23 protein-coding genes and 1 pseudogene are annotated in these 24,089 nt (G+C 68.4%); 19 read left to right on the forward strand and 5 right to left on the reverse strand.

The features are described from left to right. Window position 1 precedes the first annotated feature (1 nt). From cobA to NK214_RS09575, 14 genes and pseudogenes are all read left to right on the forward strand, one after another. Window positions 2–763, forward strand: a complete 762-nt coding sequence (cobA, locus tag NK214_RS09510) for a uroporphyrinogen-III C-methyltransferase (RefSeq protein WP_253314333.1) — start codon at window positions 2–4, stop codon at window positions 761–763. Beyond that, on the forward strand, window positions 760–1,461 hold the full coding sequence (locus NK214_RS09515; protein ID WP_253314334.1) for a cobalt-precorrin-7 (C(5))-methyltransferase: 702 nt from the start codon (window positions 760–762) through the stop codon (window positions 1,459–1,461). The genes cobA and NK214_RS09515 overlap by 4 nt, the downstream gene beginning before the upstream one ends. Next, window positions 1,458–3,017: a precorrin-8X methylmutase gene (locus tag NK214_RS09520; protein WP_253314335.1), complete on the forward strand. Its 1,560-nt coding sequence runs from the start codon at window positions 1,458–1,460 to the stop codon at window positions 3,015–3,017. Before NK214_RS09515 ends, NK214_RS09520 begins: the two co-directional genes overlap by 4 nt. 5 nt (window positions 3,018–3,022) lie before the next feature. Next, window positions 3,023–4,147, forward strand: a complete 1,125-nt coding sequence (gene cbiD / locus NK214_RS09525) for a cobalt-precorrin-5B (C(1))-methyltransferase CbiD (RefSeq protein WP_253314336.1) — start codon at window positions 3,023–3,025, stop codon at window positions 4,145–4,147. Continuing rightward, window positions 4,144–4,872, forward strand: coding sequence for a precorrin-2 C(20)-methyltransferase (gene cobI, locus NK214_RS09530; RefSeq protein ID WP_253314337.1), 729 nt, complete (start codon window positions 4,144–4,146; stop codon window positions 4,870–4,872). The genes cbiD and cobI overlap by 4 nt, the downstream gene beginning before the upstream one ends. Beyond that, a complete protein-coding gene (gene cobM, locus NK214_RS09535; RefSeq protein ID WP_253314338.1) occupies window positions 4,869–5,672 on the forward strand; it encodes a precorrin-4 C(11)-methyltransferase in 804 nt (267 codons plus the stop codon). Before cobI ends, cobM begins: the two co-directional genes overlap by 4 nt. Then, window positions 5,669–6,415 carry a cobalamin biosynthesis protein gene (locus NK214_RS09540; protein ID WP_253314339.1) on the forward strand — a complete coding sequence of 249 codons (747 nt, stop codon included), beginning with the start codon at window positions 5,669–5,671 and terminating at the stop codon, window positions 6,413–6,415. Before cobM ends, NK214_RS09540 begins: the two co-directional genes overlap by 4 nt. A gap of 105 nt (window positions 6,416–6,520) precedes the next feature. Next, on the forward strand, window positions 6,521–8,065 hold the full coding sequence (gene cobJ / locus NK214_RS09545; RefSeq protein WP_253314340.1) for a precorrin-3B C(17)-methyltransferase: 1,545 nt from the start codon (window positions 6,521–6,523) through the stop codon (window positions 8,063–8,065). Further along, a complete protein-coding gene (locus NK214_RS09550) occupies window positions 8,062–9,168 on the forward strand; it encodes a GTP-binding protein (RefSeq protein ID WP_253314341.1) in 1,107 nt (368 codons plus the stop codon). The genes cobJ and NK214_RS09550 overlap by 4 nt, the downstream gene beginning before the upstream one ends. Window positions 9,169–9,171: 3 nt before the next feature. Further along, a pseudogene (locus NK214_RS09555) lies at window positions 9,172–9,705 on the forward strand (ABC transporter ATP-binding protein); the annotation flags it as partial. A gap of 254 nt (window positions 9,706–9,959) precedes the next feature. Beyond that, window positions 9,960–10,928 carry an ABC transporter substrate-binding protein gene (locus tag NK214_RS09560; protein ID WP_253314342.1) on the forward strand — a complete coding sequence of 323 codons (969 nt, stop codon included), beginning with the start codon at window positions 9,960–9,962 and terminating at the stop codon, window positions 10,926–10,928. After that, on the forward strand, window positions 10,925–11,947 hold the full coding sequence (locus tag NK214_RS09565) for an iron ABC transporter permease (RefSeq protein ID WP_227108425.1): 1,023 nt from the start codon (window positions 10,925–10,927) through the stop codon (window positions 11,945–11,947). The genes NK214_RS09560 and NK214_RS09565 overlap by 4 nt, the downstream gene beginning before the upstream one ends. 29 nt (window positions 11,948–11,976) lie before the next feature. Further along, window positions 11,977–12,579 carry a cob(I)yrinic acid a,c-diamide adenosyltransferase gene (gene cobO, locus NK214_RS09570; protein ID WP_227108427.1) on the forward strand — a complete coding sequence of 201 codons (603 nt, stop codon included), beginning with the start codon at window positions 11,977–11,979 and terminating at the stop codon, window positions 12,577–12,579. After that, the gene (locus NK214_RS09575; protein WP_253314343.1) at window positions 12,579–13,871 is read left to right on the forward strand and encodes a cobyrinate a,c-diamide synthase; all 1,293 of its coding nucleotides are present in this window, start codon (window positions 12,579–12,581) and stop codon (window positions 13,869–13,871) included. The genes cobO and NK214_RS09575 overlap by 1 nt, the downstream gene beginning before the upstream one ends. Window positions 13,872–13,920: 49 nt before the next feature. Here the strand turns inward: NK214_RS09575 and NK214_RS09580 are convergent, their stop codons facing one another. From NK214_RS09580 to NK214_RS09595, 4 genes are all read right to left on the reverse strand, one after another. Beyond that, entirely contained in the window at window positions 13,921–15,681 is a 1,761-nt protein-coding gene (locus NK214_RS09580; RefSeq protein WP_253314344.1) for a bifunctional diguanylate cyclase/phosphodiesterase, read from the reverse strand. A gap of 5 nt (window positions 15,682–15,686) precedes the next feature. Next, the gene (locus NK214_RS09585; RefSeq protein WP_227108433.1) at window positions 15,687–16,133 is read right to left on the reverse strand and encodes a response regulator; all 447 of its coding nucleotides are present in this window, start codon (window positions 16,131–16,133) and stop codon (window positions 15,687–15,689) included. After that, window positions 16,130–17,602 (reverse strand): PAS domain S-box protein, encoded by a 1,473-nt coding sequence (locus NK214_RS09590; RefSeq protein ID WP_227108435.1) that lies wholly within the window; start codon window positions 17,600–17,602, stop codon window positions 16,130–16,132. The genes NK214_RS09585 and NK214_RS09590 overlap by 4 nt, the downstream gene beginning before the upstream one ends. Window positions 17,603–17,706: 104 nt before the next feature. Then, window positions 17,707–18,516, reverse strand: coding sequence for an IclR family transcriptional regulator C-terminal domain-containing protein (locus tag NK214_RS09595; protein WP_107800039.1), 810 nt, complete (start codon window positions 18,514–18,516; stop codon window positions 17,707–17,709). 170 nt (window positions 18,517–18,686) lie between these two features. On the opposite strand from NK214_RS09595, the gene NK214_RS09600 reads away from it, so the two are divergent. The 4 genes from NK214_RS09600 to pcaD all read left to right on the forward strand — a co-directional run bounded on the left by NK214_RS09600 (window position 18,687) and on the right by pcaD (window position 22,086). Then, a complete protein-coding gene (locus NK214_RS09600) occupies window positions 18,687–19,379 on the forward strand; it encodes a 3-oxoacid CoA-transferase subunit A (protein ID WP_227108439.1) in 693 nt (230 codons plus the stop codon). Next, complete coding sequence (locus tag NK214_RS09605) at window positions 19,372–20,031, forward strand: 3-oxoacid CoA-transferase subunit B (RefSeq protein WP_253314345.1); 660 nt, start codon at window positions 19,372–19,374, stop codon at window positions 20,029–20,031. Before NK214_RS09600 ends, NK214_RS09605 begins: the two co-directional genes overlap by 8 nt. After that, on the forward strand, window positions 20,028–21,230 hold the full coding sequence (gene pcaF / locus NK214_RS09610) for a 3-oxoadipyl-CoA thiolase (RefSeq protein WP_253314346.1): 1,203 nt from the start codon (window positions 20,028–20,030) through the stop codon (window positions 21,228–21,230). Before NK214_RS09605 ends, pcaF begins: the two co-directional genes overlap by 4 nt. Window positions 21,231–21,303: 73 nt before the next feature. After that, entirely contained in the window at window positions 21,304–22,086 is a 783-nt protein-coding gene (gene pcaD, locus NK214_RS09615) for a 3-oxoadipate enol-lactonase (RefSeq protein WP_253314347.1), read from the forward strand. 13 nt (window positions 22,087–22,099) lie between these two features. On the opposite strand, the gene NK214_RS09620 is transcribed toward pcaD, so the two are convergent. Further along, complete coding sequence (locus tag NK214_RS09620) at window positions 22,100–22,696, reverse strand: TetR/AcrR family transcriptional regulator (protein WP_253314348.1); 597 nt, start codon at window positions 22,694–22,696, stop codon at window positions 22,100–22,102. Between the two features lie 139 nt (window positions 22,697–22,835). Between NK214_RS09620 and NK214_RS09625 the strand changes: the two genes are divergently transcribed. Then, the gene (locus NK214_RS09625; protein WP_253314349.1) at window positions 22,836–24,032 is read left to right on the forward strand and encodes an MFS transporter; all 1,197 of its coding nucleotides are present in this window, start codon (window positions 22,836–22,838) and stop codon (window positions 24,030–24,032) included. The last annotated feature ends 57 nt before the right edge of the window (window positions 24,033–24,089 follow it).

The following is a 24,089-nucleotide window of genomic DNA, read 5'->3' on the forward strand; positions in this document are numbered from 1 at the left end:
GATGACGGGCAAGGTTTATCTGATAGGCGCCGGTCCCGGCGACCTGGACATGCTGACGCTGAAGGCCGCGCGTTGCCTGCGGCTGGCCGATGTGGCGCTGGTGGACGATCTGGTGCATCCGGATATTCACACCATGCTGCGGCCGGACGCTGAAATCGTGCCGGTGGGCAAGCGCGGCGGCCGGCCGTCTACGCCGCAGGCCGCCATTGAGCAAAGAATGATGGACGAGGCCCGAGCCGGCAGGACGGTGGCGCGCCTCAAGGGCGGCGACCCCTTCGTCTTCGGCCGCGGCGGCGAGGAAATGCTGACGCTGCAAGCGGCCGGCATCGAGGTGGAGATCGTCAACGGCCTCAGCGCCGGCCTGGCGGTGCCGGCCACGCTGGGCATACCGCTGACCCACCGCCATTTCGTCCACGGCGTCACTTTTGTCTCCGGCCACCCGCATCAGGACGGCGACGAGCCCAACTGGCGGGCGCTGGCGCAAAGCGGCATGACGCTGGTGATCTATATGGGCGTCAAGCGGCTGCCCTTGATCCGCGCCGAACTGCTGCGCCACGGCCTGAAACCCGACACCCCGGCGGCGGCGATAGAAAACGGCACCCTGCCGCAGCAGCGCCAGGTGCTGAGCACCCTGGACGCGCTGGAACAAGACATGAGCGCGGCCGGCATCCACAGCCCGGCGCTGATCGTCATCGGACCGACGGTGGCGTTGGCGTCCTGTAGCCCGTCCGCCGCCAACGAAACAAGGAAGGAATACGCATGATCATCTGCATAGGCGCCGGCCCCGGCGACATCGGCTACCTGCCGCAACGCTCGGCCCAACTGATACGCGAGGCCGACGTGGTGGCCGGCTTCAACGCGGTGGTGGACGTGGTGCGCCCGCTGATCCCGGGCACGGCCGAAGTGATCCAGATGGGCTACCGCGACCAGGTGGCGCAGCTGGACATCGTCGCCGAGCGCCATCGCGCCGGCAAAAACTGCGTGGTGGTGTTCATGGGCGACATCCACTTCAGCGGCTTCCAGTATCTGGAGCGGGTGGAGCGCGCCTGCGGCCACCCGGTGGAAACGATACCCGGCATCTCGTCGGCGCAGATCCTGGCCTCGCGCGGCAAGGTGTGCTTCGACGAAACCAGCTTCATCACCTTCCACCGCCGCGGCGACCTGACCCCGTTCAAGCGCCACCTGGTGCATGTGCTGCAGGACGGCCGCAACGCCATCGTGATCCCCTGCCCCTGGGACGAGGCGCGTTCCTTCATGCCCTGGCACATCGCCGCCTATCTGCTGGAAAACGGCATCCCGGCCGGCCAGCAGGTGGAAGTGTGGGAAAACCTGACCCGCAACGAGGCGGAATGGCGCGGCACGCTGGCCGAGTGCGCGGAGCAGCGCTTCTCCGACATGAGCATCATGCTGATCCGCACGCTCGCGCCGATGGACAGCCAGATCGAGCCGACCCACAAATGAGCCAGCAAGACTACACCATCGTGCTCGCCGGCCACGGCAGCCGCGACCCGGACGGGGTGAACGAATTCATGCAATTGGTGGCCGCGTTGAAGGCGCGCGCCGGCGAGCGCCCGGTGGCTCACGGCTTTCTGGAATTCGCCCGCCCCACCATAGACGAGGCGGTGGACCAGGTGCTGGCCGCCGGTGCCAAAACCGTGGTGATGGTGCCCGGCGTGCTGTTGGCCGCCACCCACGCCAAGAACGACATGCCCAGCGAGCTGCTGGCGCTGCGGCAGGCGCATCCGGGCATTGACTTTCACTTCGGCGCGGCGCTGGATCTGCATCCGCGGCTGTTGGCGCTGTGCCGTCAACGCATCGTCGAGGCCGAGGCGGCGTCGCCGCACACGGTGTCGCGCAACGACGCCTGTCTGGTCGTCGTCGGCCGCGGCACCTCGGACCCGGACGCCAACTCCGAAATCTCCAAGCTCACGCGCATGCTGGAAGAAGGCCTGGGCTTCGCCGCGTCTTTCGTCTGCTATTCCGGCACCGCCAAACCCTTGGTGGCCGACGGCCTGCGCGCCGCCGCCATGCTGGGCTACCGCCGCATCGTGATGCTGCCCTACTTTCTGTTCGACGGCGTGCTGGTCAAGCGCATCTACGGCGCGGCGGCGGACCTGGCGGCGCGCCATCCGGAGATCGAGGTGCTGAGCGCCGGCTATCTGGGCCCGGACGAGCAAGTGGCCGAGGTGTTCCTGGAACGCGCGCAGGAGGGCGTGGAAGGCCGCGCGGCGATGAACTGCGCGCTGTGCAAGTACCGGGTGCAGATCGTCGGCTTCGAACAACAAGTGGGCGAGCCGCAGCGCGGCCACCACGGCAAGGTGCGCGGCCTGCTGGAGCGCGAGCCCAGCTCCAGCCAGCCGCCGGCCTGGAAACGCTACACCCCGCACCCGATAGAAGCGGAAAGCATGCGCATCATCAATGAGGGCCGCGACTGGTCGGCCTTCCCGGCCGAGCAGCGCACCGCGCTGATGCGGCTGGTGCACACCACCGGCGACTTCAACAGCGTGGACGAGCTGTTTTTCTCGCCGGGCGCCTGCGAAACCGGCATGCGCGCGCTGCTGCGCTGCCGCCGCGTGGTCACCGACGTCACCATGGTGGAAACCGGCCTCAAGCGCGAAGTGCTGCGCCAGCTGGAAGTGGAAACCTGGTGCGGCGTGCACGACGAGGAAACCCGGCTCTTGGCCGAAGCCAACGGCATCACCCGCTCCGCCGCCGGCATCCGCCGCGCCTGGCAGAAGTTCGGCAACGACTGCGTGGTGGCGATAGGCGACGCGCCCACCGCCATCCGCGAGGTGGTGCGCCTGGTGCGCGATCACGGCTGGCGGCCGCAGCTGGTGGTGGGCCTGCCGGTGGGCTTCGTCGGCACCCGCGAATGCAAGGACGAGCTGCGCGCGCTGCTGCAAGTGCCGCGCATCACCAATCGCGGCACCCGCGGCGGCTCGCCGTGGGCGGCCACCGTGGTCAACGCGCTGATGATAGACGCGATCGAACACGTGTATCAGCAGCAGGAAGCCTGAGCCCGGTGCGCCAGCCCTACGACCTCGCCGCCCTCGCCCCCAACGGCATGCGCCGCGGCCGCACCACCGGCAGCTGCGCCACCGCCGCCGCCAAGGCGGCGCTGATGCTGCTGCTGGACGGCGTGGACGCCGACGGGGTCTTCATCAGCCTGCCGGACCCGGATTTCTATTTGGCGGTGCCGATACAGCGCGTGGTCTGGCTGGACGAAAACACCGTGCGCGCCGAAGTGCTGAAGTACGCCGGCGACGACCCGGATAACACCGACGGCGCGACGATCTTCGCCGAGGTGAGGATAAACCACAGCGGCGCGCTGCGCTTCCTGGCCGCGGCCGGCGTCGGCATGGTCACCCAGCCCGGCCTGCGCATCCCGCCCGGCGAGCCGGCGATCAACCCGGTGCCGCGGCAGATGATGCGGCTGGCGCTGGCCGAGACGCTGGCCGGCCGGCCCGACCCCGGCTTCGACCTGGCGATAGGCTGCGTCGACGGCGACAAGATCGCCAAGCGCACCTTCAACCCGATGCTGGGCATCGTCGGCGGCATCTCGATACTGGGCACCAGTGGCATCGTCGAGCCGATGTCGCAGGCGGCGTGGATCGCCTCCATCGAGGTCTATGTGCGGGTGGCGCTGGGCGAGTTGCCGGCCGCCATCGCCTTCACCCCCGGCAAGATAGGCCGCGGCTACGCCGCCGATACGCTGGGGCTGGAGAAAAAGCAGGTGGTGCAGATCGCCAACTTCGTCGGCGACTCGCTGGACTTCGCCGAATCGGTGCTGCTCGAACAGGGCCGCATCCTAGACACGCTGTGGGTGCTGGGCCACCCGGGCAAGATCGCCAAGCTGCTGGACGGGGTGTGGAACACCCACTCCGGCAAGAGCGGCATGGCGATGGACGCCGTCGCCGCCGTCGCCACCGAGCTGGGTTATGCGCCCGAGCTGGTGGCCGCCATCAAACAAGCGAATACCGTGGAGAACGTAGTGCAGATCATGAGCAGCCAGCCGGACGCGCGCGGCTACTGGATGGAAATAGAACGCCGCACCGCGGCGCTGATGGCCGCGAAAGTGCCCAGCGCGCGGCAGGTGGCGGTGCGCCTGTTCAGCATGGACGGCACCCCGCTGGGAGAAGCGGCATGAAACTGGGACGATTGATAGGCATAGGCGTCGGCCCCGGACCGGCTGGCTTGATTCCGGTGGCGGCGCTGGCCGCCTTGCGCGAGGCCGACATCGTCTACCTGCCGCGCGCCACCTCCAGCGACACATCAGTCGCCCGGCAATGCCTGGCCGGGCTGGCGCTGGATGAGGGCCGTTTCCGCGAGATCGAGTTCGAAATGAATCCGGACCGCGGCGCGCTGTCCCGCCATTACGGCGCGCTGGCCGAGCGGCTGGCCGCCGAACTGAAAGCCGGCCGGAACGTCGCCTACCTGACCATAGGCGACTCGATGACCTACTCCACTTACGGCTACCTGCTGGCGGCGCTGCGCGAAATGCTGCCGGCGCTGGAAACCCAGACCTTCCCCGGCGTCACCAGCTTCGCCGCCACCGCGTCGGCGCTGTCCTGGCCGCTGGGCGAAGGCAAGGAACGCATCCTGATCCTGCCCTGCCCGGACGAGATGGCCGCGCTGCGGGCCGATATCGACAGCCATGACCTCATCGTGCTGATGAAGATAGGCAAGCGGCTGCCGGACGTGCTGGCGCTGCTGAACGAGATGGGCATCGCCCATCTGTGCGCCTTCGCCCGCCGCATCGGCCTGCCCGGCGAAGTGCTGTGCGCCGACGTCTCGCAACTGAGCGCAGACGCCAGCGGCTACCTCGCCACCATGCTGATCCGCAAGACAGCCAGAGAAAGACGCCATTCATGAAAGTGTATTTCATCGGCGCCGGCCCCGGCGCCGCCGACCTGATCACGCTGCGCGGCAGCCGCCTGTTGGGCGCGGCGCCCATGGTGCTGTACGCCGGCTCGCTGGTGCCGGCGGAGATGCTGAGCCACTGCCGCCCGGACGCGGAAATCCACGACACCGCCGAACTGAACCTGGACCAGCAGGAAGCGCTGTACCGCCGCGCCCAGGCCGAGGACAAGGACGTGGCGCGGCTGCACTCCGGCGATCCGGCGATCTACGGCGCCACCAACGAGCAGATGCGCCGGCTGGAAGCGCTGGGCATCGCCTATGAAGTGGTACCCGGGGTGTCCTCCTTCACCGCCGCCGCCGCCGCATTGGGCAGCGAACTGACCCGGCCCGAGGTGTCCCAGTCCATCATTCTGACCCGCACCAGCGGCCGCGCCAGCGCGGTGCCGGAGACAGAGTCCATCGCCAGCTTCGCCGCCCACCGCGCGACGATGTGCATCTTCCTGTCCGGCCAGCGGCTGAAGCAGACCGTCGCCGATCTGTCGCTGCATTACCCGCCGGATACCCCGGTGGCGCTGGTGCGCCGCGCCAGCTGGCCGGATCAGTCCGTCCACCGCTCCACGCTGGGCCAGATGCTGTCCGAGGTGAAGCAGAAAGACTGGCTGCTGACCACGCTGCTCTTGGTCGGCGCAGCGCTGTCGCGCGAAGGCGGCGTTGAATCCAGCCTGTACGCGGCCGGCTTCACCCACATCTTCCGCGACGGCGACGACCGCCAGACCAAGCGGGCCAGCCTTCAGAAAGAAAAGCAGGCATGAGCCGCGCCGTGTGGCTGGTGCGCGCCGAGGCGCTGCCGCTGGGACAAAAGCTGGCGGCGGCGCTGGACGCCAGGCTGTACCAGCCGTGGCGGCAAGCCGAGACCGGCGCGCGCGAGCAATTCCGCGCCGCCTTCCATGCGCACAGCCACTGGGTGCTGGTGATGGCCAGCGGCATCGCCGTCCGCTACCTGGACGGCCTGCCGCAAAGCAAATACAGCGACCCGGCGGTGGTGGTGATGGACGAAGCCGCCCGTTTCGCCATCCCGCTCTTGTCCGGCCATGAAGGCGGCGCCAATGCGCTGGCTTATGAAGCGGCGCGGCTGACCGGCGCGGTTCCGGCCATCACCACCGCCACCGAAGCAATGAAACCGCTGACGCTGGGCATAGGCTGCCGCCGCGGCAAAAGCGCCGAGGCCATCGAACAAGCGGTTCTGCAGGCCTTGGCCGGCCGGCCGCTGTCCGCCGTGCGCGAAGTGGCGACGATAGACCTGAAGGCCGACGAAGCCGGCCTGCTGGCGTTCTGCGCCCGCCACGCGCTGCCCTTGCGCGTCATCGCCCGCGCCGACGTCGCCGCCCGCGGCTGGACCGGCGCGCCTTCGGATTGGGTGCGGCGGAACGTCGGCGTGGACGGCGTGTGCGAACCCTGCGCGCTGATCGCCAGCCCCAGGGGCGGGCTGATCGTGCCCAAGACCGCGCGCGACGGGGTGACGGTGGCGGTGGTGGAGGATGGGCCGATTGTTTGAGTTCAAAACACAGGATGTGCCTGCTACGCGGGCACGAGCCCATGACAAAAATGACTTTCGGCGGAACGCCTTGGACTTCCGCCCTACGCAACAATGGATGACAGAATGACCGGCAAACTCTACCTCGTCTCGGTCGGCCCCGGCCGCGCCGAACTGATCCCCGATCTCGCCCGCCAGGCGCTGGCGGCGAGCGAGGTGATCGTGTCCTACGATCTCTACCTGACCTGGGTGCAACCGTGGATAACCGGCAAGGACATCCGCACCCTGCCGCTGACCCAGGAGCGCGAGCGCGCCCAGCTGGCGCTGGCGGAAGCCCGCGCCGGCAAAACGGTCGCTCTGCTGTCCAGCGGCGACATCGGCGTCTACGCGATGGCCACGCTGGCTTACGAGGACATGCGCGAGGACGATGGCTTCGACGTGCAGCTGATCCCCGGCATCACCTCGGCCAACTCCTGCGCCTCCCTGCTCGGCGCGCCGCTGTCGCACGACTTCGCCACCCTGAGCCTGTCCGACCTGCTGTGCCCGTGGGAATGGATTGAAACCCGCGCCCGCCACATCGCCCAGGCGGATCTGGCGGTGGTGTTCTACAACGTGCAAAGCCGCCAGCGCCAGGAAGGCGTCTACCGCATCCTGGACATCATGCTGGAGCACAAGAAGCCGGAAACGCTGTGCGGCATCGTCCGCAATGCTTACCGCGAGGACCAGGCGGTGGAAATCGTTACCCTGGCCGAGCTGCGCACCCGCCGCTTCGACATGCTGACCAGCATCGTCATCGGCAACCGCTTCACCCGCCGCAAACGGAACTGGATGTTCACCCCGCGCGGCTACTTCAACTGGGACGACACTCAGGACACGGTGAAGGCCGACGCGCTGCCCGCCGCCGCGGCCTGGGTGTTCTCCGGCACCAGCGACGGCAACGCGCTGTCCCGCGCCATCGCGGAAACCGGCCGCGCGGTGGTGATCAGCAGCGCCAGCGATTACGGCAATGAGCAGGCGCAGCAGGCGGCGCCCGGCGTCGCCACCGTCAGCGGCCGGCTGGGCGTGGAGCGCCGCCGCGAACTGCTGTCCGGCAGCCGGGCCAGCGCCATCGTCGACGCCACCCACCCCTACGCCAGCGAGATGTCGCAGCAACTGATGGCGCTGGCCAAGGAACTGGCCCTGCCCTATCTGCGCTATGAGCGGCCGGCCAGCGCCAGCGCGCATCCGCTCATTCGCTGCGCCGACAGCGATGCGGCCGCCAGGCTGGCGATGGCGCGCGGCCGGCGCGTGTTCCTGGCCACCGGCAGCAAGGAACTGCACCGCTTCGTCGCCGCCGACGCTGGCCGCAAGCATGAATGGTTCGTCCGGCTGGCGCCGGACCCGCAACACCTGCAACGGGCGCTGGAGCTGGGCATCCCGCGTTCACGCGTCTGCGCGATGCAAGGCCCGTTCTCGCAGGCGGCCAACGAGGCGCTGTGGCGCGACTGGGGCATAGATTGCGTGATCAGCAAGGACGGCGGCGCGGCCGGCGGCTTTGACGCCAAGGCGGCCGCCGCGGCCGCGCTGGGCATCCCCTTCATCGTGATCGACCGGCCCCGCTTGGATTATCCGCAGGCCTTCGACGACTTCGCCGGCGTGCTGGCGGCCTTGCCCGCGGGAGAACCCGCATGAGCGCGCCGCGCCTGCCCGTTACCGTGCTGACCGGCTTCCTCGGCGCCGGCAAGACCACGCTATTGAGCAAGCTGCTGGAAAACAATAAGCAGCGCCGGCTGGCCATCCTGGTCAATGAATTCGGCGAAGTGTCGATAGACGGCGGCCTGCTGCGCGGCGGCGACGCCGGCGGCGTGGAAATTCATGATCTCGCCCAGGGCCTGGTGGCTTACGACGACGACGCCGACTTCCTGCCCACCATGCTGGCGCTGTGGCAGCGCCGCCAGCAGATCGACCACGTGCTGATCGAAACCTCGGGCCTGGCGCTGCCCAGCGCGGTGATGGCGCAGCTGCAAAGCGAGGCGCTGGCGCCCTATTTCGTGCTGGATGCCACGCTGGCGGTGGTCGACACCCCCTTGCTGCTGGCCGGGCATTTCGCGCCGGCCGGCGACGGCGGCAAGGCCGACGCGGTGGCGGGTTTGTTCGAGCAACAACTGGGGCACGCCGACATCGTGGTGCTGAACAAGATAGACGCGCTGTCCGCCGACGCGCTGCTGGCGGCGGAAGACGCCGTGCGCCGGCAAGCGCCGTCGATACGCTTCATCGAACTGGCCTACCAGGCCAAGCTGGACACCCGGCTGACGCTGGGCCTGCACCTGCATGAGGCCGCGCCGGCCGCGCACCGCCATTACGGCCCGGTGGCCAGCATGCCGGGGCTGGCGATGCGGCCGCTGGCCAACCAGGCCTTGCTGGACGGTCACAGCCACGGCGGCCAGGCCGCGCACAGCCATGGACTGTCCACCCACAAGCATTTCCACGAGCAAGACCCGGGCTGGCAATCGTTCATGATCCGCAGCAAGGAAGCGCAAGACCCCGACAAGCTGGCCGCGGCGCTGGAGGCCATCGCCGGCGAGGAGCCGCTGCTCAGAATCAAGGGCTTCGCCGCTTGCGTGGAAGGCCCCGGCCGCTTGCTGGCCCAGGGCGTGCGCAGCCGCATCGAACTCAGCCGCGACGAGACGCTGGCCGCGCCGCGCCAGGCGCAGCTGGTCTTCATCGGCTACCACCCCAGCCGCCCGCGGGTGCTGGCGCTGCTGCGCGACATCACCGGCGCGCACTGGAGCTAGCCGATGAGCGCCTTGGAACTATGCGGCCTGGACTGGTCGCCGGACCCCGCCGTGGCGCCCGAGACCCGGCTGCTGCGCGACATCGCGCTGACGGTGCGGCCCGGCGAATTCGTCGGCGTCATCGGTCCCAACGGCAGCGGCAAGACCAGCACCTTGCGCTGCGCCTTCCGCTTCAACAAGCCGCTGGCCGGCGAGGCCAGGCTGGACGGCGCCGACATCTGGTCTCAGTCCGCCGCCGCCTTCGCCCGCCGCGTGGCGGTGGTGCTGCAGGAATTCCCCGAGGACTTCGGCCTGACCGTGCGCGAGGTGGCGGACATGGGCCGCATTCCGCACCAGTCGCTGCTGCGCGGCGGATCGCCGGCCGATCACGCCATCGTCGACGAGGCGCTGGCCCAGGTGGGACTGACGGCGCAGCAATACCAGCCTTTCGCCACCCTGTCCGGCGGCGAAAAGCAGCGCGCGCTGTTGGCGCGGGCGCTGGCGCAGCAGCCCGAGCTGCTGATCCTGGACGAACCCACCAACCACCTGGACCTGCGTCACCAGCTATCGCTGCTGCGCCTGGTGCGCCGGCTGGGCATCGCCGCCGTCGCCACCCTGCACGACCTGAACCTGGCGGCCGCCTTCTGCCACCGCCTGTACGCGCTGAAGGCCGGCCGCATCGTCGCCAGCGGCGCGCCGGAAACCGTCTTGACGCCCCGGCTCCTGGCCGAGGTGTTCGGCGTGCGCGCGCTGGTGGACCGCCACCCGCAGGCCGGCCACCCCCGCATCACTCTGTTGGAAGAAGAAAACCTATGAAACTGAATCCGCCTTCGCTCATCGCCTGCGGCCTGGCCGCGCTGCTGGCCTCCCAGGCCCACGCCAGCGCCTACCCGCTGACCGTGGACAGCTGCAACCGCAAGGTCGTCTTTCAGCGCGCGCCGCAGCGCGCGGTCAGCCACGACATCAATCTGACCGAGATGATGGTGGCGCTGGGCCTGCAAAACCGCATGGTCGGCTATACCGGCATCAGCGCCTGGAACAAGCTGAACGCGCCGTTGAAACAGGCGCTGGGCAAGCTGCCGGAACTGGCCGGCGACTACCCCTCGTCGGAAGCGCTGCTGGCCCGCAACGCCGACTTTTTCTTCGCCGGCTGGAACTACGGCCTGCGCGTGGGCGGCCCGGTGACGCCGGCCTCGCTGGCGCCCTTGGGCATCAATGTCTACGAGCTCAGCGAATCCTGCGCCCATGTGATGAAACGCCCGGCGGCGAGCCTGGACGACGTTTATCGCGACATCCATAATCTGGGCCGCATCTTCGACGTGGAGCCGCGCGCGCAAAAAGTGGTGGCCGAGATGCGGGCCAAGGTGGACGGCGTCGCCGCCCGCGTCGCCAAACGCAAGGCCACGCCGTCGGTCTTCGTCTACGACAGCGGCGAGGATCGCCCCTTCAGCGCCGGCCGGCTGGCGATGCCCGACGCGCTGATCCAGGCCGCCGGCGGCCGCAACATCCTGAACGACGTCAACGCCAGCTGGACCCGCGTCGACTGGGAAACCGTGGTGGCGCGCAATCCGCAAGTGGTCGTGATCATCGACTACGGCAAGGTCACCGCCCAGCAAAAGATCGCCTTCCTGCAGAAACACCCGGCGCTGAACAAGATGGCGGCGGTGCGCGACAAGCGCTTCATCGTGCTGCCCTACGACAGCGCCACGCCCGGCATCGCCAACGCCGACGCCATCAGCGCGCTGGCGCGCGGCCTGCACCCGGAAGTCTTCGCCAAGTGATCCGCGCCATCGCCAACCGTCCGCCGGCCTGGCCCTTGCTGAGCCTCTTGCTGGCCCTGCTGGCGCTGTCGCTGCCGCTGGCCTCCGGCCTGGGCGCCGCGCCGGTTGAATTCGCCGTCAGTTCCAATGTGCTGCTACACCAGCTGGGCCTGCCGGTGGAACCGGCCTGGCAGCCGGGCCAGGATCTGATCATCTGGCAGCTGCGGCTGCCTCGCGTGCTGCTGGGCGGCATGGTCGGCGCCGGCCTGGCCTTGGTGGGCGCCGCCTTGCAGGCCACCACCCGCAACCAGCTGGCCGATCCCCACCTGTTGGGCGTCAGCTCCGGCGCCACGCTGGGCGCGGTGACGGTGCTGCTGTTCAGCGGCAATGTGCTGGGCGGCGCCACCCTGCCGCTGGCCGCCTTCACCGGCGCCTTGCTGGCCACCCTGCTGGTCACCGGCATCGCCGTGCGCCAGCGCCGCTTGCAGGCCGAGCGTCTGCTGCTGGCCGGCGTGGCCGTGTCCTTCCTGCTGATGGCCCTGGCCAATCTGATGCTCTATCTGGGCGACCACCGCTCGGCCTCGGCCGTGCTGTTCTGGATGCTGGGCGGCCTGGGCCAGGCGCGCTGGGAGCTGCTGCCTGCGCCACTGGCCGCGCTGTGCCTGGGGCTCGCCGCCTTGCTGACCGTGGCGCGGCCGCTGAACGCCCTGATGGCCGGCGAGCAGACCGCGGTCACCCTGGGCATACGCGTGACTCGGCTGCGGCTGGCGGTGTTCGCCGCCTCCTCGCTGCTGACCGGCACCATGGTCGCGGTCAGCGGCGCGATAGGCTTTGTCGGCCTGATGATCCCGCATATCGCCCGCCGCTGCGTCGGCGCCGACCACCGCCGCCTGCTGCCGGCCTGCGCGCTATTGGGCGCGCTGTTCCTGATCTGGGTGGACGCCGCCGCGCGCACCCTGATCGCGCCGGAAGACATCCCGGTGGGCGTCGGCACCGCCGCCGTCGGCGGCGCCTTCTTTATCTGGCTGCTGCGCCGCTGACGGCGCCGGCCCCACACAAGGACGACACGATGAAAACCGATCCGGCATCCCACCAGCGCATGACCGAGAAGCGCAAGGCGGGCTTTGAAAAGAAAAAGGCCGCCGCCACCGGCGAAAAAGGCCTGCTCATCGTCAACACCGGCACCGGCAAGGGCAAGAGCAGCGCCGCCTTCGGCATGGGCTTGCGCGCCGTCGGCCACGGCATGCGCCTGGGCGTGGTGCAGTTCATCAAGGGCGCGCTGCATACCGCCGAGCGCGATCTGCTGGGCGGCTTCGACAACTGCGACTTCCACACCATGGGCGAAGGCTATACCTGGAACACTCAGGACCGCGAGGCCGACATCGCCACCGCGCGCAAGGGCTGGGCGCAGGCGCTGGCGATGCTGGAGAGCGAGGACTACGAGATGGTGATCCTCGACGAATTGAACGTGGTGCTGAAGTACGAATACCTGCCGCTGGACGAAGTGCTGGCCGCCTTCGCCGCCCGGCCGGCGATGCAGCACGTGGTGGTCACCGGCCGCCATGCGCCGGAAGCCTTGCTTGAGGCCGCGGACCTGGTCACCGAAATGCGCTTGGTCAAGCACCCCTACCGCGAGCAGGGCATCAAGGCGCAACGCGGGGTGGAGTTCTGATGACGTCCTTGCGCTGCCCGGCGCTGTTCCTGACCGCCCCCGCCTCGCACCAGGGCAAGACCACGCTGACGGCGGCGCTGGCCCGCCATCACCGCAATCAGGGCCGCCGGGTCCGCGTGTTCAAGACCGGGCCGGACTTCCTGGACCCCTATGTGCTGGAGCGTGCCAGCGGCCACACCGTCTATGGCCTGGACTTGTGGATGAACGGGGAGGACGATTGCCGCGCCCGCCTGTACAAGGCCGCCGCCGAGGCCGACCTGATCCTGATCGAGGGCAGCATGGGCTTGTTCGACGGCACGCCCAGCAGCGCCGATCTGGCCGCCCTGCTCGGCGTGCCGCTGGCGGCGGTGATAGACGCCGCCGGCATGGCGCAGAGCTTCGCCGCCGTCGCCCACGGCCTGGCCAGCTTCCGCCCCGGCCTGGCCTTTCACGGTTTTATCGCCAACCATGTCGCCAGCGATCGCCACGCCGAAATGCTGGCCCAGCAGTTGCCGGCCCATCCGCCCTTGCTGGCCGCGCTGCGCCGGGACGAGGCGGCGCGGCTGCCGGAGCGTCATCTGGGCCTGGTGCAGGCGCAGGAGATCGCCGACCTCGACGTGCGTCTCGAACGCATGGCGGGCCAGATCGCCGCCACCGCCTTGGCCGCGCTGCCGCCGGCGGTGGCCTTCCCCCCCGCCGCGCCCGCCGAGCCGCCGAAACTGCTGGCCGGCCGGCGCATCGCCATCGCCCGCGACGCCGCCTTCGCCTTTGTCTACCCGGCCAACCTCGAAACGCTGCTCCAGCTGGGCGCGGAGCTGAGCTTCTTCTCGCCGCTGACCGACACGGCGCTGCCGGACTGCGACGCCGTCTACCTGCCCGGCGGCTATCCGGAACTGCATCTGGACACGCTGGCCGCCAACACCGCGCTGAAAGCGGGACTGCATGGACATATAGCGGCCGGCAAGCCGCTCTACGCCGAGTGCGGCGGCATGCTCTATCTGCTGGACCGGCTGACCAACCGCGCCGGCGACAGCGCGTCTATGCTGGGCCTGCTGCCCGGCCAAGCGGTCCTTCAAGACAGGCTATGCGGGCTGGGACTTCAAAAAATGACCTTCCCCGGTGGCGCGCTGCGCGGCCACACCTTCCACTACACCCGGCTGGACACGGCGCTGGAGCCGATCGCCCGCGCCGCGCGCGCCAGCGGCGCCGGAACCGGGGAGGCCTTGTACCGCAGCGGCAGCCTGTTGGCCAGTTATTTCCACGCCTATTTCCCGTCCAACCCCCGCGCCGCGGCAAGCCTGTTTCTGCCCTGAACCGTTGCCTGAGCCCTTGCCCGCGATCCGAGACGCGGCCGGCTCGCCTTCATGACTTGCCTTGCTCCCAGGTCTCCCACCACGACAAGACCTTGGCGGCCGGCATCGGCTTGGCGATGCTGAAGCCCTGGGCCAGGCAGCAACCCAGTTGCATCAAGACCGGCCAATACTTTTTACGCTCAACGCCTTCGACAATGAAGTCAATGGCGCGGCTTTGGCAGAAGACCGCCATGCACTGAATCAAGGAGGCGTTGAAGGAGCCCGGCTCCAAGTCCTGCGCAAACGCCTTGTCCAGCTTGATCTCGGTGATGGGGCAGCTTTTCAGATAGGTAAAGGAGGTGAAGCCCGCGCCGAAGTCGTCTATCGACAAGGACACGCCCTGAGCGTGCAGTTGTTCTATCATTTCCTTGGCCTTGACCGGGTTGATGACCAGCGCGGTTTCCGTCAACTCCAGCACCAGCAGGCTGGGCGGAACCTTGTAGAGCGCCAGCCGCGCCATCACTTCTTCGACAAACCGATTGTCCTCCAGCATACGCGCGGAAATGTTCACCGCCACCTTGAACGGCTTTTGTCGCTGGCTGATCCAGCATTGTTGCTGGGACAGCACCAGCTCCAGCGTCAGATAAGTGAAGCGGCTCAAGAGATTGCATGACTCCAGCGTGGGCATGAAGTCGTCGGGGTTTACCCGGCCTTGCGCCGGGCTGTTCCATCTGACCAGGGCTTCGAAACCCACCACCTCCTCGGTATCCAGCCTGACCTTGGGCTGATAATGCATTTCCAGCTCGCCTTGCTGGATCGCCCGGGTCAATTGCGTGATCAAGGCCTGGGTGGTTTGCCCCGCCTTGGGCCAGGGCTTGTCGTTTTCTCCCGCGTACAAGGCGACGGCGCCCAGATGGCTCTTGGCCTGATACATCGCGATATCGGCGCGGGACAGCAATTGGGCGGGATCGCAGCCGTGCTGCGGGCACATCGCCACGCCGAAGGACGCGCCTATCGACAAGGCGTGCTCGCCCACCAGAATGGGCGCGTCCAGCGTATGGCCCACTTTTTCCGCCATGGCCAGCGCGCATTCCGCGCTATCCACTTCCAGCAGCAAGGCGGCGAATTCGTCGCCGCCCAGGCGCGCGATGGTGTCCGAGCCGCGCAGCAGGGTGGCGAAACGCGCCCCCACCTCCCGCAGCACCAAATCCCCGGCTTGATGGCCCAGCTTGTCGTTGACCTCCTTGAAGCGGTCCAGGTCTATCATCAGCACGGCGAACGGCAGTTGATTGCGAGCGTGCAAGGCGCACAGCTGATCCAGGCGGTCGAGAAACAGATTGCGGTTGGGCAGATCGGTCAGCGAGTCGTACAGACTGCGGTGTTGCAGCAGTTGTTCGGTTTCGCGCAGCTTGGCCTGTATCGCCGCCACCCGCACGCCGTCGCTGATGGTCTGGCGCAGGCGGTCCTCGGTCAGTTCGAACTTGGGCAGGTATTCGTAGACGCCCAGCTTGATCGCCTCGGCGGCGATGCGTTCATTGCCGGTGCCGGTGACCGCCACGATCAGACAGGATTGGTTGCGTTGCTGGATGGACGGCACCAGTTCGCGGCCGTCGCCGTCGTCCAGCTTGAAGTCCAGAAACACAAAGTCGAACAACTCCCGGCCCAGCAGCTTCAAGGCGCTGGCCTTGGAGTCCGCTTCCAGAATCTGGGAGCACAGGGCGTTTCGGTGCAGCAGGCGGATGATGCGCTCGCGGTCGACGTCGTCGTCGTCCACCACCAGCACGCTGACTTGTGGCGGCGTTTCCAACAGGCATTCGACATCGTCGATCATCTTGATTACCGGGCGGGTAAAACCACGGACTGGGCGTAGGAATGCAGCAGCTCCATCAGTTTCACGAACTGCGGGCCCACGGCGGACTTCATCATATAACCCGCCACGTTTTCCTCGTAGGCGCGCATGCGGTCCGCGTCCCGCGAGGAGGTGGTCAGCACGAAGATCACCGAGTTGCGCAACTGGCTGTCCGCGCGGATGGTTTCCAGGAATTGAAAACCGTCCATGCGCGGCATATTGAGATCCAGCAGGATCAGAAAGGGGCTGGTGATCCGCTTGCTGTCGTGCGCGCCGCGCAGGATTTGCAAGGCCTCCAGGCCATCGCAGGCGGTGACCATCTTGCATTCAAGCCCTTGTCGGCGCACGCCGCGCAAGACGCCCTCAATGGCCACGTCGTCGTCGTCCACCAGCAAAACCGTGATATCGCTCGCTACCGCCACGCTTGCCATCATCCCACCTCCTTGAGCGGAAACCGCGGCCAGCGGATGCGGAAACAGGCGCCGCCCAGCGTGCCGTGTCTATCCAGCACCACCGTGCCGCCATTGCTATTGACCATGCGACGCGTCACCGCCAGCCCCACTCCATGCCCTTCCGCCTGGCTGCTGGCGCGGTGAAACAGCTTGAAAATGCGTTCTTCCGAGCCTGGCGGCACGCCTACGCCGTCGTCTTCCACCGTGAACAGATTGAAGCGCCCGTCCTCCTCCACCGCGATGCGGATCACGCCCTTGCCGCCACCGTGATGCTTGCAGGCGTTGGACAGCACATTGCGGATCGCCAGCGACAGCGGCGTGCGCGCGGCGGGAAACGGCCGGGCCTTGATTTCCACTTCCACTTGAAAGCCCGGGGGGATATCGAGCAGCTCCAGGGTCTCGCGCACCAGCAGGCCGGGATCGACTTCCTCGACGCGTTCGTCCTGGCGCCCGGCCCGCGCGTATTCCAGCAGGTCTTCTATCATGCGTTCGGCGCGGGCGATGCGTTCCTCGGCGCGGACAAAGTTTCTCTCGATGTCCGCGCTCAGCTGGGACGGGTCCAGGTCTTCGCGTATCCAGGAGATCAGGTCGGCAATGCCGCGCAAAGGCGAGCGCAAATCATGGGAGGCCACATAGGTGAACTCCTCCAGCTGGGCGTTGGCCTGCTGCAGCGTCTCCTCAAATTTCTTGCGCAGGGAGATGTCGGTGATCGCGGCCAGCACCAGCCGCTCTCCTTCCGTTTCCAGCGGGGTCAAGCCCACTTCCACCGGGAATTCGCTGCCGTTCTTATGCTGGGCCAGCAGATCGCGCCCCGATCCCATCGCCCGGACTTCCGGCGCCTTGGCGAAGGCGGCCCGCAAAGCCGGGTGGCCCTGCCGCACGCGTTGCGGCAGCAGCACCTCCACCGGCTGGCCGGTCAACTCTCCCGGCGAGTAGCCGAACAGGGCGTCCAGCGCCTGGTTGGTCATTGAGATCTTGCCGTCCGCGCCCGCCATCAGCAGGCCGATGGGCAGCGAGGCCACGACCTTGGCGAAGCGATGCTCCAGCCGGCGCCGCGGCGTGATGTCGCTGACAAAGGCCACCGCGCAGATTTCATCTTCGTGCGGCATGGAGCCGAGGCCGATTTCAATGGGAAACTGGCGGCCATCCGCATGCTGGGCGAACAGCTCGCGGCCGCTGCCCATGGTTCTGGGCGTGGGATGGGAGAAAAACAGCTGGCGAAAATCGAGATGGCGTTCGCGGATATCGGCCGGCAGCAGCATTTCCACCGCCTGGCCCAGCAACTGGGCCTTGCTGTAGCCAAACATATTCTCCAGCGCGCTGTTGACGTAGAGCATGCGGCCGTCGGCCGCCACCACCAGCACGCCCACCGGAGCGGCCTCCACCACGGAGGCCAGCCCGGCATTGCCGGAAGCGCCGGCGGGCGCCCTTTCCGGAAATTTGAACGACATGACAGCCTGCTTTCGCCTATGTCTTATTGCTGTAGGTTTAGCATAGGGTTTTCCGCCGCGCAGTTAATTCTGATGTCCTATCCGCGTCGTTCTCGCCGCGCTGCTCACACCGCCAGCAGTGCCAGTTCCGCCGCGGCCTCGCGCAGCACCGGCAAGATGCGCAGCAGCAAATCCTCGCGGCTGACGCGCGCCGCCTGCACCCCCACATTGATGGCCGCCGCGGCGCGGCCGTCGGCGCCGATGATGGGCACGGCGATGGAGCGCAGGCCGATTTCCAGCTCCTGATCGATGATGGCGTAACCCTGCTCCGCCACCCGCGCCAGTTCCGCCTCCAGCGCCGGCCGCTCAATCAGAGTGTGCGGCGTGTGCCGGACCAGCCGCGCCCGGTCCAGCAAGAGGGCGAGTTCCGCGGCGGGCAGCCGGCTCAGCATCGCCCGGCCCATCGAGGTGCAGACCGCCGGCAGGCGGCTGCCGATATCCAGGTCCACCGTCATGATGCGGCTGGTGAAGGCGCGCGCGATGTAAAGGATGTCGTCGCCGTCCAGAATGGCGATGGAGCTGGATTCGTTGACGCTGCTGCTGACGTGGCGCAGCACCGGCTGGCCGGCGCGCGCCAGCGGCGTGGAGCCCAGATAGGCGTGGCCCAGCGCCAGGATGCGCGGCCGCAAGGCGAAATGCCGGCCGTCCTCGCTGTCCACGAAACCCAGCTTGGCCAGGGTGTACAGGCAGCGCCGCACCGCCGCGCGCGGAATGCCGGTGCGCTGGCTGATCTGCGAGGTGGACAGCAGGCGGCGCTGCGCCGAGAACGCCTGAATCACCGCCAGGCCGCGCGCCAGCGAGGCCATGTAATTGGGATCGCCGCTGAAGTTCTCTTCCACGCCCTCCTCGGCCGCCGCCTCTTGCCACTGTTGCATCTTGTCACCTTTTATCGTCGTTGAGCGATCACCGCACACTATTGCGATTATCGTATTGACCCTGCGGCAGGCCGGCAAGCATGCTGAATGCGCGATTAAAAACATATCGTTCGATAATCGCACAAACTCCTTTCCATTCATGGCTGCATGCAGCCCGCAAAGGACAGTCGATGATAGATAAAACGGTAAGCTCGGCCGCAGCCGCCATTGCCGACATCCACGACGACGCCACGGTGATGATCGGCGGCTTCGGCGTCGCCGGCCAGCCGGCGGAGTTGATAGACGCGCTGATAGACCACGGCGCGCGCAATCTCACCATCGTCAACAACAACGCCGGCAACGGCGAGGCCGGCCTGGCCGCGCTGCTGCGCGCGCGCCGGGTGCGCAAGATCGTCTGCTCGTTTCCGCGCCAGGCGGATTCCCAGGTCTTCGACGCGCTCTACCGCGCCGGCGACATCGAACTGGAACTGGTGCCGCAGGGCAATCTGGCCGCCCGCATCCAGGCCGCCGGCGCCGGCCTGGGCGCCATCTTCACCCCCACCGGCTACGGCACCCTGCTGGCGGAAGGCAAGGAAACCCGCCGCATCGCAGGCCGCGACTATGTGCTGGAATACCCGATCCACGCCGACTTCGCGCTGATCAAGGCCTGGCGCGGCGACCGCTGGGGCAATCTGCAATACCGCAAGGCGGCGCGCAATTTCGGCCCCATCATGGCCGCCGCCGCGCGCCAGACCATCGTCCAGGTGGGGCAGTTGCTGCCGCTGGGCGAAATGGACCCGGAAACCGTGGTGACGCCGGGCATCTTCGTTCACAAGCTGGTCTGCGTCGCCGGCCAGCCCATGCAAGGAGGCCGGCATGCATAAGCGACTGGACCGCGAACAGATGGCGGCGCGGGTGGCCCGCGACATCCCCGAGGGCGCTTACGTCAACCTGGGCATAGGCCTGCCCACCCGGGTGGCCAACTATCTGCCGCCGGAACTGGACATCTTCCTGCACAGCGAGAACGGCCTGCTGGGCATGGGCCCGGCGCCGGAACCCGGCCAGGAGGATCCGGACCTGATCAACGCCGGCAAGGAGCCGGTCACCCTATTGCCCGGCGGCTGTTTCTTCCATCACGGCGACTCCTTCGCCATGATGCGCGGCGGCCATCTGGACATCTGCGTGCTGGGCGCCTTCCAGGTGTCGCGGCGCGGCGATCTGGCCAACTGGCACACCGGCGCGGCGGACGCCATCCCGGCGGTGGGCGGCGCGATGGACCTGGCCATCGGCGCCAAGCGGGTCTTCGTCATGATGGAGCATCTGAACAAGCAGGGAGACTGCAAGCTGGTGGAAGCCTGCAGCTACCCGCTGACCGGCGTCGGCTGCGTGCACCGGGTGTATACCGATCTGGCGGTGATCGACCTCCGCGACGGCGAGCTCTTGGTGCGCGAATGCGTGCCCGGCCTGGATTTCGCAGAACTAGAGCGGCTGACGCCGCTGCCCCTGACCGACGCCCGCCAAGGAGAGACGCCATGAGCCAGGCCTATATCTGCGACGCCATCCGCACCCCCTTCGGCCGCTACGGCGGCGGCCTGTCCGCCCTGCGCGCCGACGATCTGGCCGCCCTGCCGCTGAGCGCGCTGCGACAACGCAACCCGGGCGTGGACTGGGACTTGCTGGACGATGTGCTCTACGGCTGCGCCAACCAGGCCGGCGAGGACAACCGCAACGTGGCGCGCATGGCCGTCTTGCTGGCCGGCCTGCCGCCGTCCACGCCGGCCAGCACCGTCAACCGCCTGTGCGGCTCCAGCCTGGACGCCATCGGCCAGGCCGCGCGCGCGCTCAAGAGCGGCGAGGCCGAACTGATGATAGCCGGCGGCGTGGAAAGCATGAGCCGCGCGCCCTATGTGATGGGCAAGGCGGACAGCGCCTTCGCCCGCAATCTGCGCATCGAGGACAGCACCATGGGCTGGCGCTTCGTCAACCCGCTGCTGCGCGAGCGCTACGGCGTGGACTCGATGCCGGAAACCGCGGAAAACGTGGCCGAGCAATTCCGCATCTCGCGCGCGGATCAGGACGCCTTCGCGCTGCGCAGCCAGCTGCGCGCCGCCGCGGCGCAGGAAGCCGGCCGGCTGGACGACGAGTTGATGGAAGTGACGATTCCGCGGTCCAAGGGCGAGCCGCTGCGTGTTGTCCGCGACGAACATCCGCGCGCCACCTCGCTGGAGGCGCTGGCCCGGCTCAAGGGCGTGGTGCGGCCCGAGGGCAGCGTCACCGCCGGCAACGCCTCCGGCATCAACGACGGCGCGGCCGCCTTGCTGCTGGCCAATGAGGCCGCGCTGCAGCGCCATGGACTGACGCCGCGCGCGCGGGTGCTGGCCATGGCCTGCGCCGGCGTGGAGCCGCGCATCATGGGCTTCGGCCCGGCGCCGGCGATACGCAAGGTCTTGGCCCTGACCGGGTTGCGCCTGGAACAGATGGACGTGATCGAGCTGAACGAGGCCTTCGCCGCCCAGGCGCTGGCGGTGCTGCGCGAACTGGGCCTGCCGGACGATGCCGAACACGTCAATCCCAACGGCGGCGCCATCGCCCTGGGCCATCCGCTGGGCGCCAGCGGCGCGCGGCTGGCGGCCACGGCGCTCTATCAGTTGCAGCGCGGCGGCGGCCGCTACGCCTTGTGCAGCATGTGCATAGGCGTGGGGCAAGGCATCGCGCTGATCATGGAGCGCGTCTGAACGCCGGTTAGGATGTCGCGGCGGGACGCCGCCCGCGGTTTTGAAATCCCAGGTATAGATAAGGAGATTCGCCATGCCCATGCTGAAACTCGGCACGCACGCGCTGCACTACCAAGTGGACGGGCCGGCCGGCGCGCCGGCGCTGCTGCTGTCCAACTCGCTTGGCACCTCGCTGGAAATGTGGCGGCCGCAACTGGCGGCGCTGAGCCGGCGCTACCGCGTGCTGCGCTACGACGCGCGCGGCCACGGCGGCAGCGGCGTCGGAGCCGTTCCGCCCCGGCTGGCCGACCTCGCCGGCGACGCGCTGTCCTTGCTGGACGCGCTGGACATCGAGCGCGCTCATTTCTGCGGCATTTCGATGGGCGGCCTCACCGGCCTGTGGCTGGGCGCCCACGCGCCGGAACGCCTGCAATGCCTGGTGGTCAGCAATAGCGCCGCCAAGATAGGCGCAAGCGAAGCCTGGCGGCAACGCGCCGCCCAGGTGCGCGACAGCGGCCTGGCCGAACTGGCCGCCAGCGCGCATCAGCGCTGGTTCAGCGCCGACTTTTGCGCCCAGGCGCCGGACATCGTCGAGCAGGCGCGCGCCTGGCTGGCGGCCACCGCGCCGGACGGCTACGCCGCCTGCTGCGAGGCGCTGGCCGACGCCGACCTGCGCGCGGACTTGCCGCGCATCGCCGCGCCCGCGCTGCTGATCGCCGGACTGCTCGATCCGGTGACCACAGTGGCGGAGGCGGAAGCCATGGCCGCGGCGATGCCTGACGCCCGCCTGGCGCGGCTGCCCGCCTCCCATCTGTCCAATCTGGAAGCGCCGCTCGCCTTCGAGCGGGCCTTGCTGGACTTTCTGGACGCGGCCTGAGCCGTCCAATTGTTCAGCCGGCCGCGCCTAGCCGCAGGCCCTCCAGCAAGGGCTCCAGCGCGTCCAGCGTCTGGGCCAGCGCCTCCTCCGGCCGCTCGGCGCCTGACGCCCAGCCGGCGCCTTCCACCAGCGCGCCGTTGATCAGCCGCGCCAGCGCCTGCGGGTCGGCGCGGCGGATCAGGCCGGCGTCCATCAAGGCGCGCAAACGCTCGGCGATATTGCTCACGCACTGCCGCTGGCCGGCCTGCGCGTATTCCGCGCCCAGCGCCGCCGGCGCGTCGCGCAACAGAATGCGCTGCGCCTCCGGCTGGGTGGCCGCTTGCAGATACGCGCGGCAGCGGCGCTTGAAGCCCTGCCACGGGTCCGCCGCCTCGCGTTCCGCCAGCGCCAGGCCGGCCTCGATCTCGGCGTCCAATTCTTGGGCCACCGCCAGCAACAGGCCTTTCTTGTCGCCAAAGTGGTGGTAGAGCGCGCCGCGGGTCACGCCGGCCGCGGCGGTCAGCTCATCCATCACCGTGGCCGCATAGCCGTCGGCGCCAAAGCTGCGGCGCGCGGACAGCAACAGCCTGCGCCGGGTTTCCTCCATGGCTTCGCTGCGTGTTTTGCTCATCATCCCGCTCCCCTGTTTCCGCATTGACCGTCGCGCCGCTGTTGACATACGGCGCGTATGTCAATTAGTTTAGCATACGTCGCGTATATTAAAACAGCGGACCAGGCGAGATCGGCGCCGTCCGCCACAAGGAAACCCGATGGCCAACCCCTACCTCAGCCTGTTCTCCCACCCCGGCAGCCTGGCCTTCTCCGCCGCCGCCTGGGTGGCGCGCATGCCCATTTCCATGACCGGCATCGGCATCATCACCATGTTGTCGCAAACCTCCGGCTCCTACTGGCTGGCCGGCGCCGTCGCCGCCACCTTCACCTTTTCGATGGCGCTGCTGGCGCCGCAGGTGTCGCGGGCGGTGGACCGCTACGGCCAGCGCCGGGTCTTGCCCGCGGCCACCGCGCTCAGCGTGGCGGCGATGCTGTCGCTCCTGTTCTGCAGCTGGGCGCAATGGCCGGCCTGGACGCTATTCGTCTCCGCCGCCTTCGCCGGCTGCATGCCCAGCATGTCGGCGATGGCGCGCGCGCGCTGGACCGAGATTTACCGCGGCACGCCGCGCCTGCACACCGCGTTTTCGCTGGAATCGGTGCTGGACGAGGTCTGCTTCATCGTCGGCCCGCCCATCGCCGTGGGCCTGAGCGTGGCGGCGTTTCCGCAGGCCGGCCCGCTGCTGGCCGCCGTCTTGCTGGCCGTCGGCGTCGCCGCCTTCTGCGCGCAAACCGGCACCGAACCGCCGGTGCACCCCGGAACCCAAGAACGGCGCGGCTCCGTCGCCGCCCTGGCCGGCATGCGGGTGCTGATCTTCGCCCTGGTGGCGCTGGGCGCCATCGCCGGCGCCGTGGACGTGATCAGCGTCGCCTTCGCCCAGCAGCAGGGACAGCCGGCGGCGGCCAGCATCGTCTTGTCGGTGTACGCGATAGGCTCTTGCCTGGCCGGCCTGCTGTTCGGCGCGCGCAAGGCCAGCATGCCGCTGGCGCGGCTCTTCGTCTGGGCGGCCGCCGCCACGGCGCTGGCCACCCTGCCCTTGCTGCTGGTCTCCAATCTATGGATGTTGAGCGCCGGCGTCTTGCTGGCCGGCGTGTTCTTCGCGCCCACCATGATCGTGGCGATGGGCTTGGTGGAGGAGATGGCGCCGCCGGCGCAACTGACCGAGGGCCTGACCTGGCTGATCACCGGCCTCGCCAGCGGCGTGGCGCTGGGCGCGGCGGCGACGGGATGGGTGGTGGACCATGTCGGCGTGCGCGCCGGTTTCGGCGTGACCCTGGCCGCCGGCGCGCTGATGGCCGTGATCGCGCTGGCCGGGCAGCGCCGGATAGCCCGCTCTTTGCAAGAGAAAACGGCCTAGGCCGCGGCATCGAACGGCAAGGGCCGCCTCAACCCGCCCTTGCGGCGATGGCGGCCT

The organism is Chromobacterium sp. S0633, assembly GCF_024158805.1.
Classification (GTDB): Bacteria; Pseudomonadota; Gammaproteobacteria; order Burkholderiales; family Chromobacteriaceae; genus Chromobacterium.

Coding starts and splice junctions, on each gene's coding strand:
- cobA (WP_253314333.1), top strand. CDS start 2: ATGACGGGCAAGGTTTATCTGATAGGCGCCGGTCCCGGCGACCTGGAC.
- NK214_RS09515 (WP_253314334.1), top strand. CDS start 760: ATGATCATCTGCATAGGCGCCGGCCCCGGCGACATCGGCTACCTGCCG.
- NK214_RS09520 (WP_253314335.1), top strand. CDS start 1,458: ATGAGCCAGCAAGACTACACCATCGTGCTCGCCGGCCACGGCAGCCGC.
- cobI (WP_253314337.1), top strand. CDS start 4,144: ATGAAACTGGGACGATTGATAGGCATAGGCGTCGGCCCCGGACCGGCT.
- cobM (WP_253314338.1), top strand. CDS start 4,869: ATGAAAGTGTATTTCATCGGCGCCGGCCCCGGCGCCGCCGACCTGATC.
- NK214_RS09540 (WP_253314339.1), top strand. CDS start 5,669: ATGAGCCGCGCCGTGTGGCTGGTGCGCGCCGAGGCGCTGCCGCTGGGA.
- cobJ (WP_253314340.1), top strand. CDS start 6,521: ATGACCGGCAAACTCTACCTCGTCTCGGTCGGCCCCGGCCGCGCCGAA.
- NK214_RS09550 (WP_253314341.1), top strand. CDS start 8,062: ATGAGCGCGCCGCGCCTGCCCGTTACCGTGCTGACCGGCTTCCTCGGC.
- NK214_RS09560 (WP_253314342.1), top strand. CDS start 9,960: ATGAAACTGAATCCGCCTTCGCTCATCGCCTGCGGCCTGGCCGCGCTG.
- cobO (WP_227108427.1), top strand. CDS start 11,977: ATGAAAACCGATCCGGCATCCCACCAGCGCATGACCGAGAAGCGCAAG.
- NK214_RS09575 (WP_253314343.1), top strand. CDS start 12,579: ATGACGTCCTTGCGCTGCCCGGCGCTGTTCCTGACCGCCCCCGCCTCG.
- NK214_RS09580 (WP_253314344.1), bottom strand. CDS start 15,681: ATGATCGACGATGTCGAATGCCTGTTGGAAACGCCGCCACAAGTCAGC.
- NK214_RS09585 (WP_227108433.1), bottom strand. CDS start 16,133: ATGATGGCAAGCGTGGCGGTAGCGAGCGATATCACGGTTTTGCTGGTG.
- NK214_RS09590 (WP_227108435.1), bottom strand. CDS start 17,602: ATGTCGTTCAAATTTCCGGAAAGGGCGCCCGCCGGCGCTTCCGGCAAT.
- NK214_RS09595 (WP_107800039.1), bottom strand. CDS start 18,516: ATGCAACAGTGGCAAGAGGCGGCGGCCGAGGAGGGCGTGGAAGAGAAC.
- NK214_RS09600 (WP_227108439.1), top strand. CDS start 18,687: ATGATAGATAAAACGGTAAGCTCGGCCGCAGCCGCCATTGCCGACATC.
- NK214_RS09605 (WP_253314345.1), top strand. CDS start 19,372: ATGCATAAGCGACTGGACCGCGAACAGATGGCGGCGCGGGTGGCCCGC.
- pcaF (WP_253314346.1), top strand. CDS start 20,028: ATGAGCCAGGCCTATATCTGCGACGCCATCCGCACCCCCTTCGGCCGC.
- pcaD (WP_253314347.1), top strand. CDS start 21,304: ATGCCCATGCTGAAACTCGGCACGCACGCGCTGCACTACCAAGTGGAC.
- NK214_RS09620 (WP_253314348.1), bottom strand. CDS start 22,696: ATGAGCAAAACACGCAGCGAAGCCATGGAGGAAACCCGGCGCAGGCTG.
- NK214_RS09625 (WP_253314349.1), top strand. CDS start 22,836: ATGGCCAACCCCTACCTCAGCCTGTTCTCCCACCCCGGCAGCCTGGCC.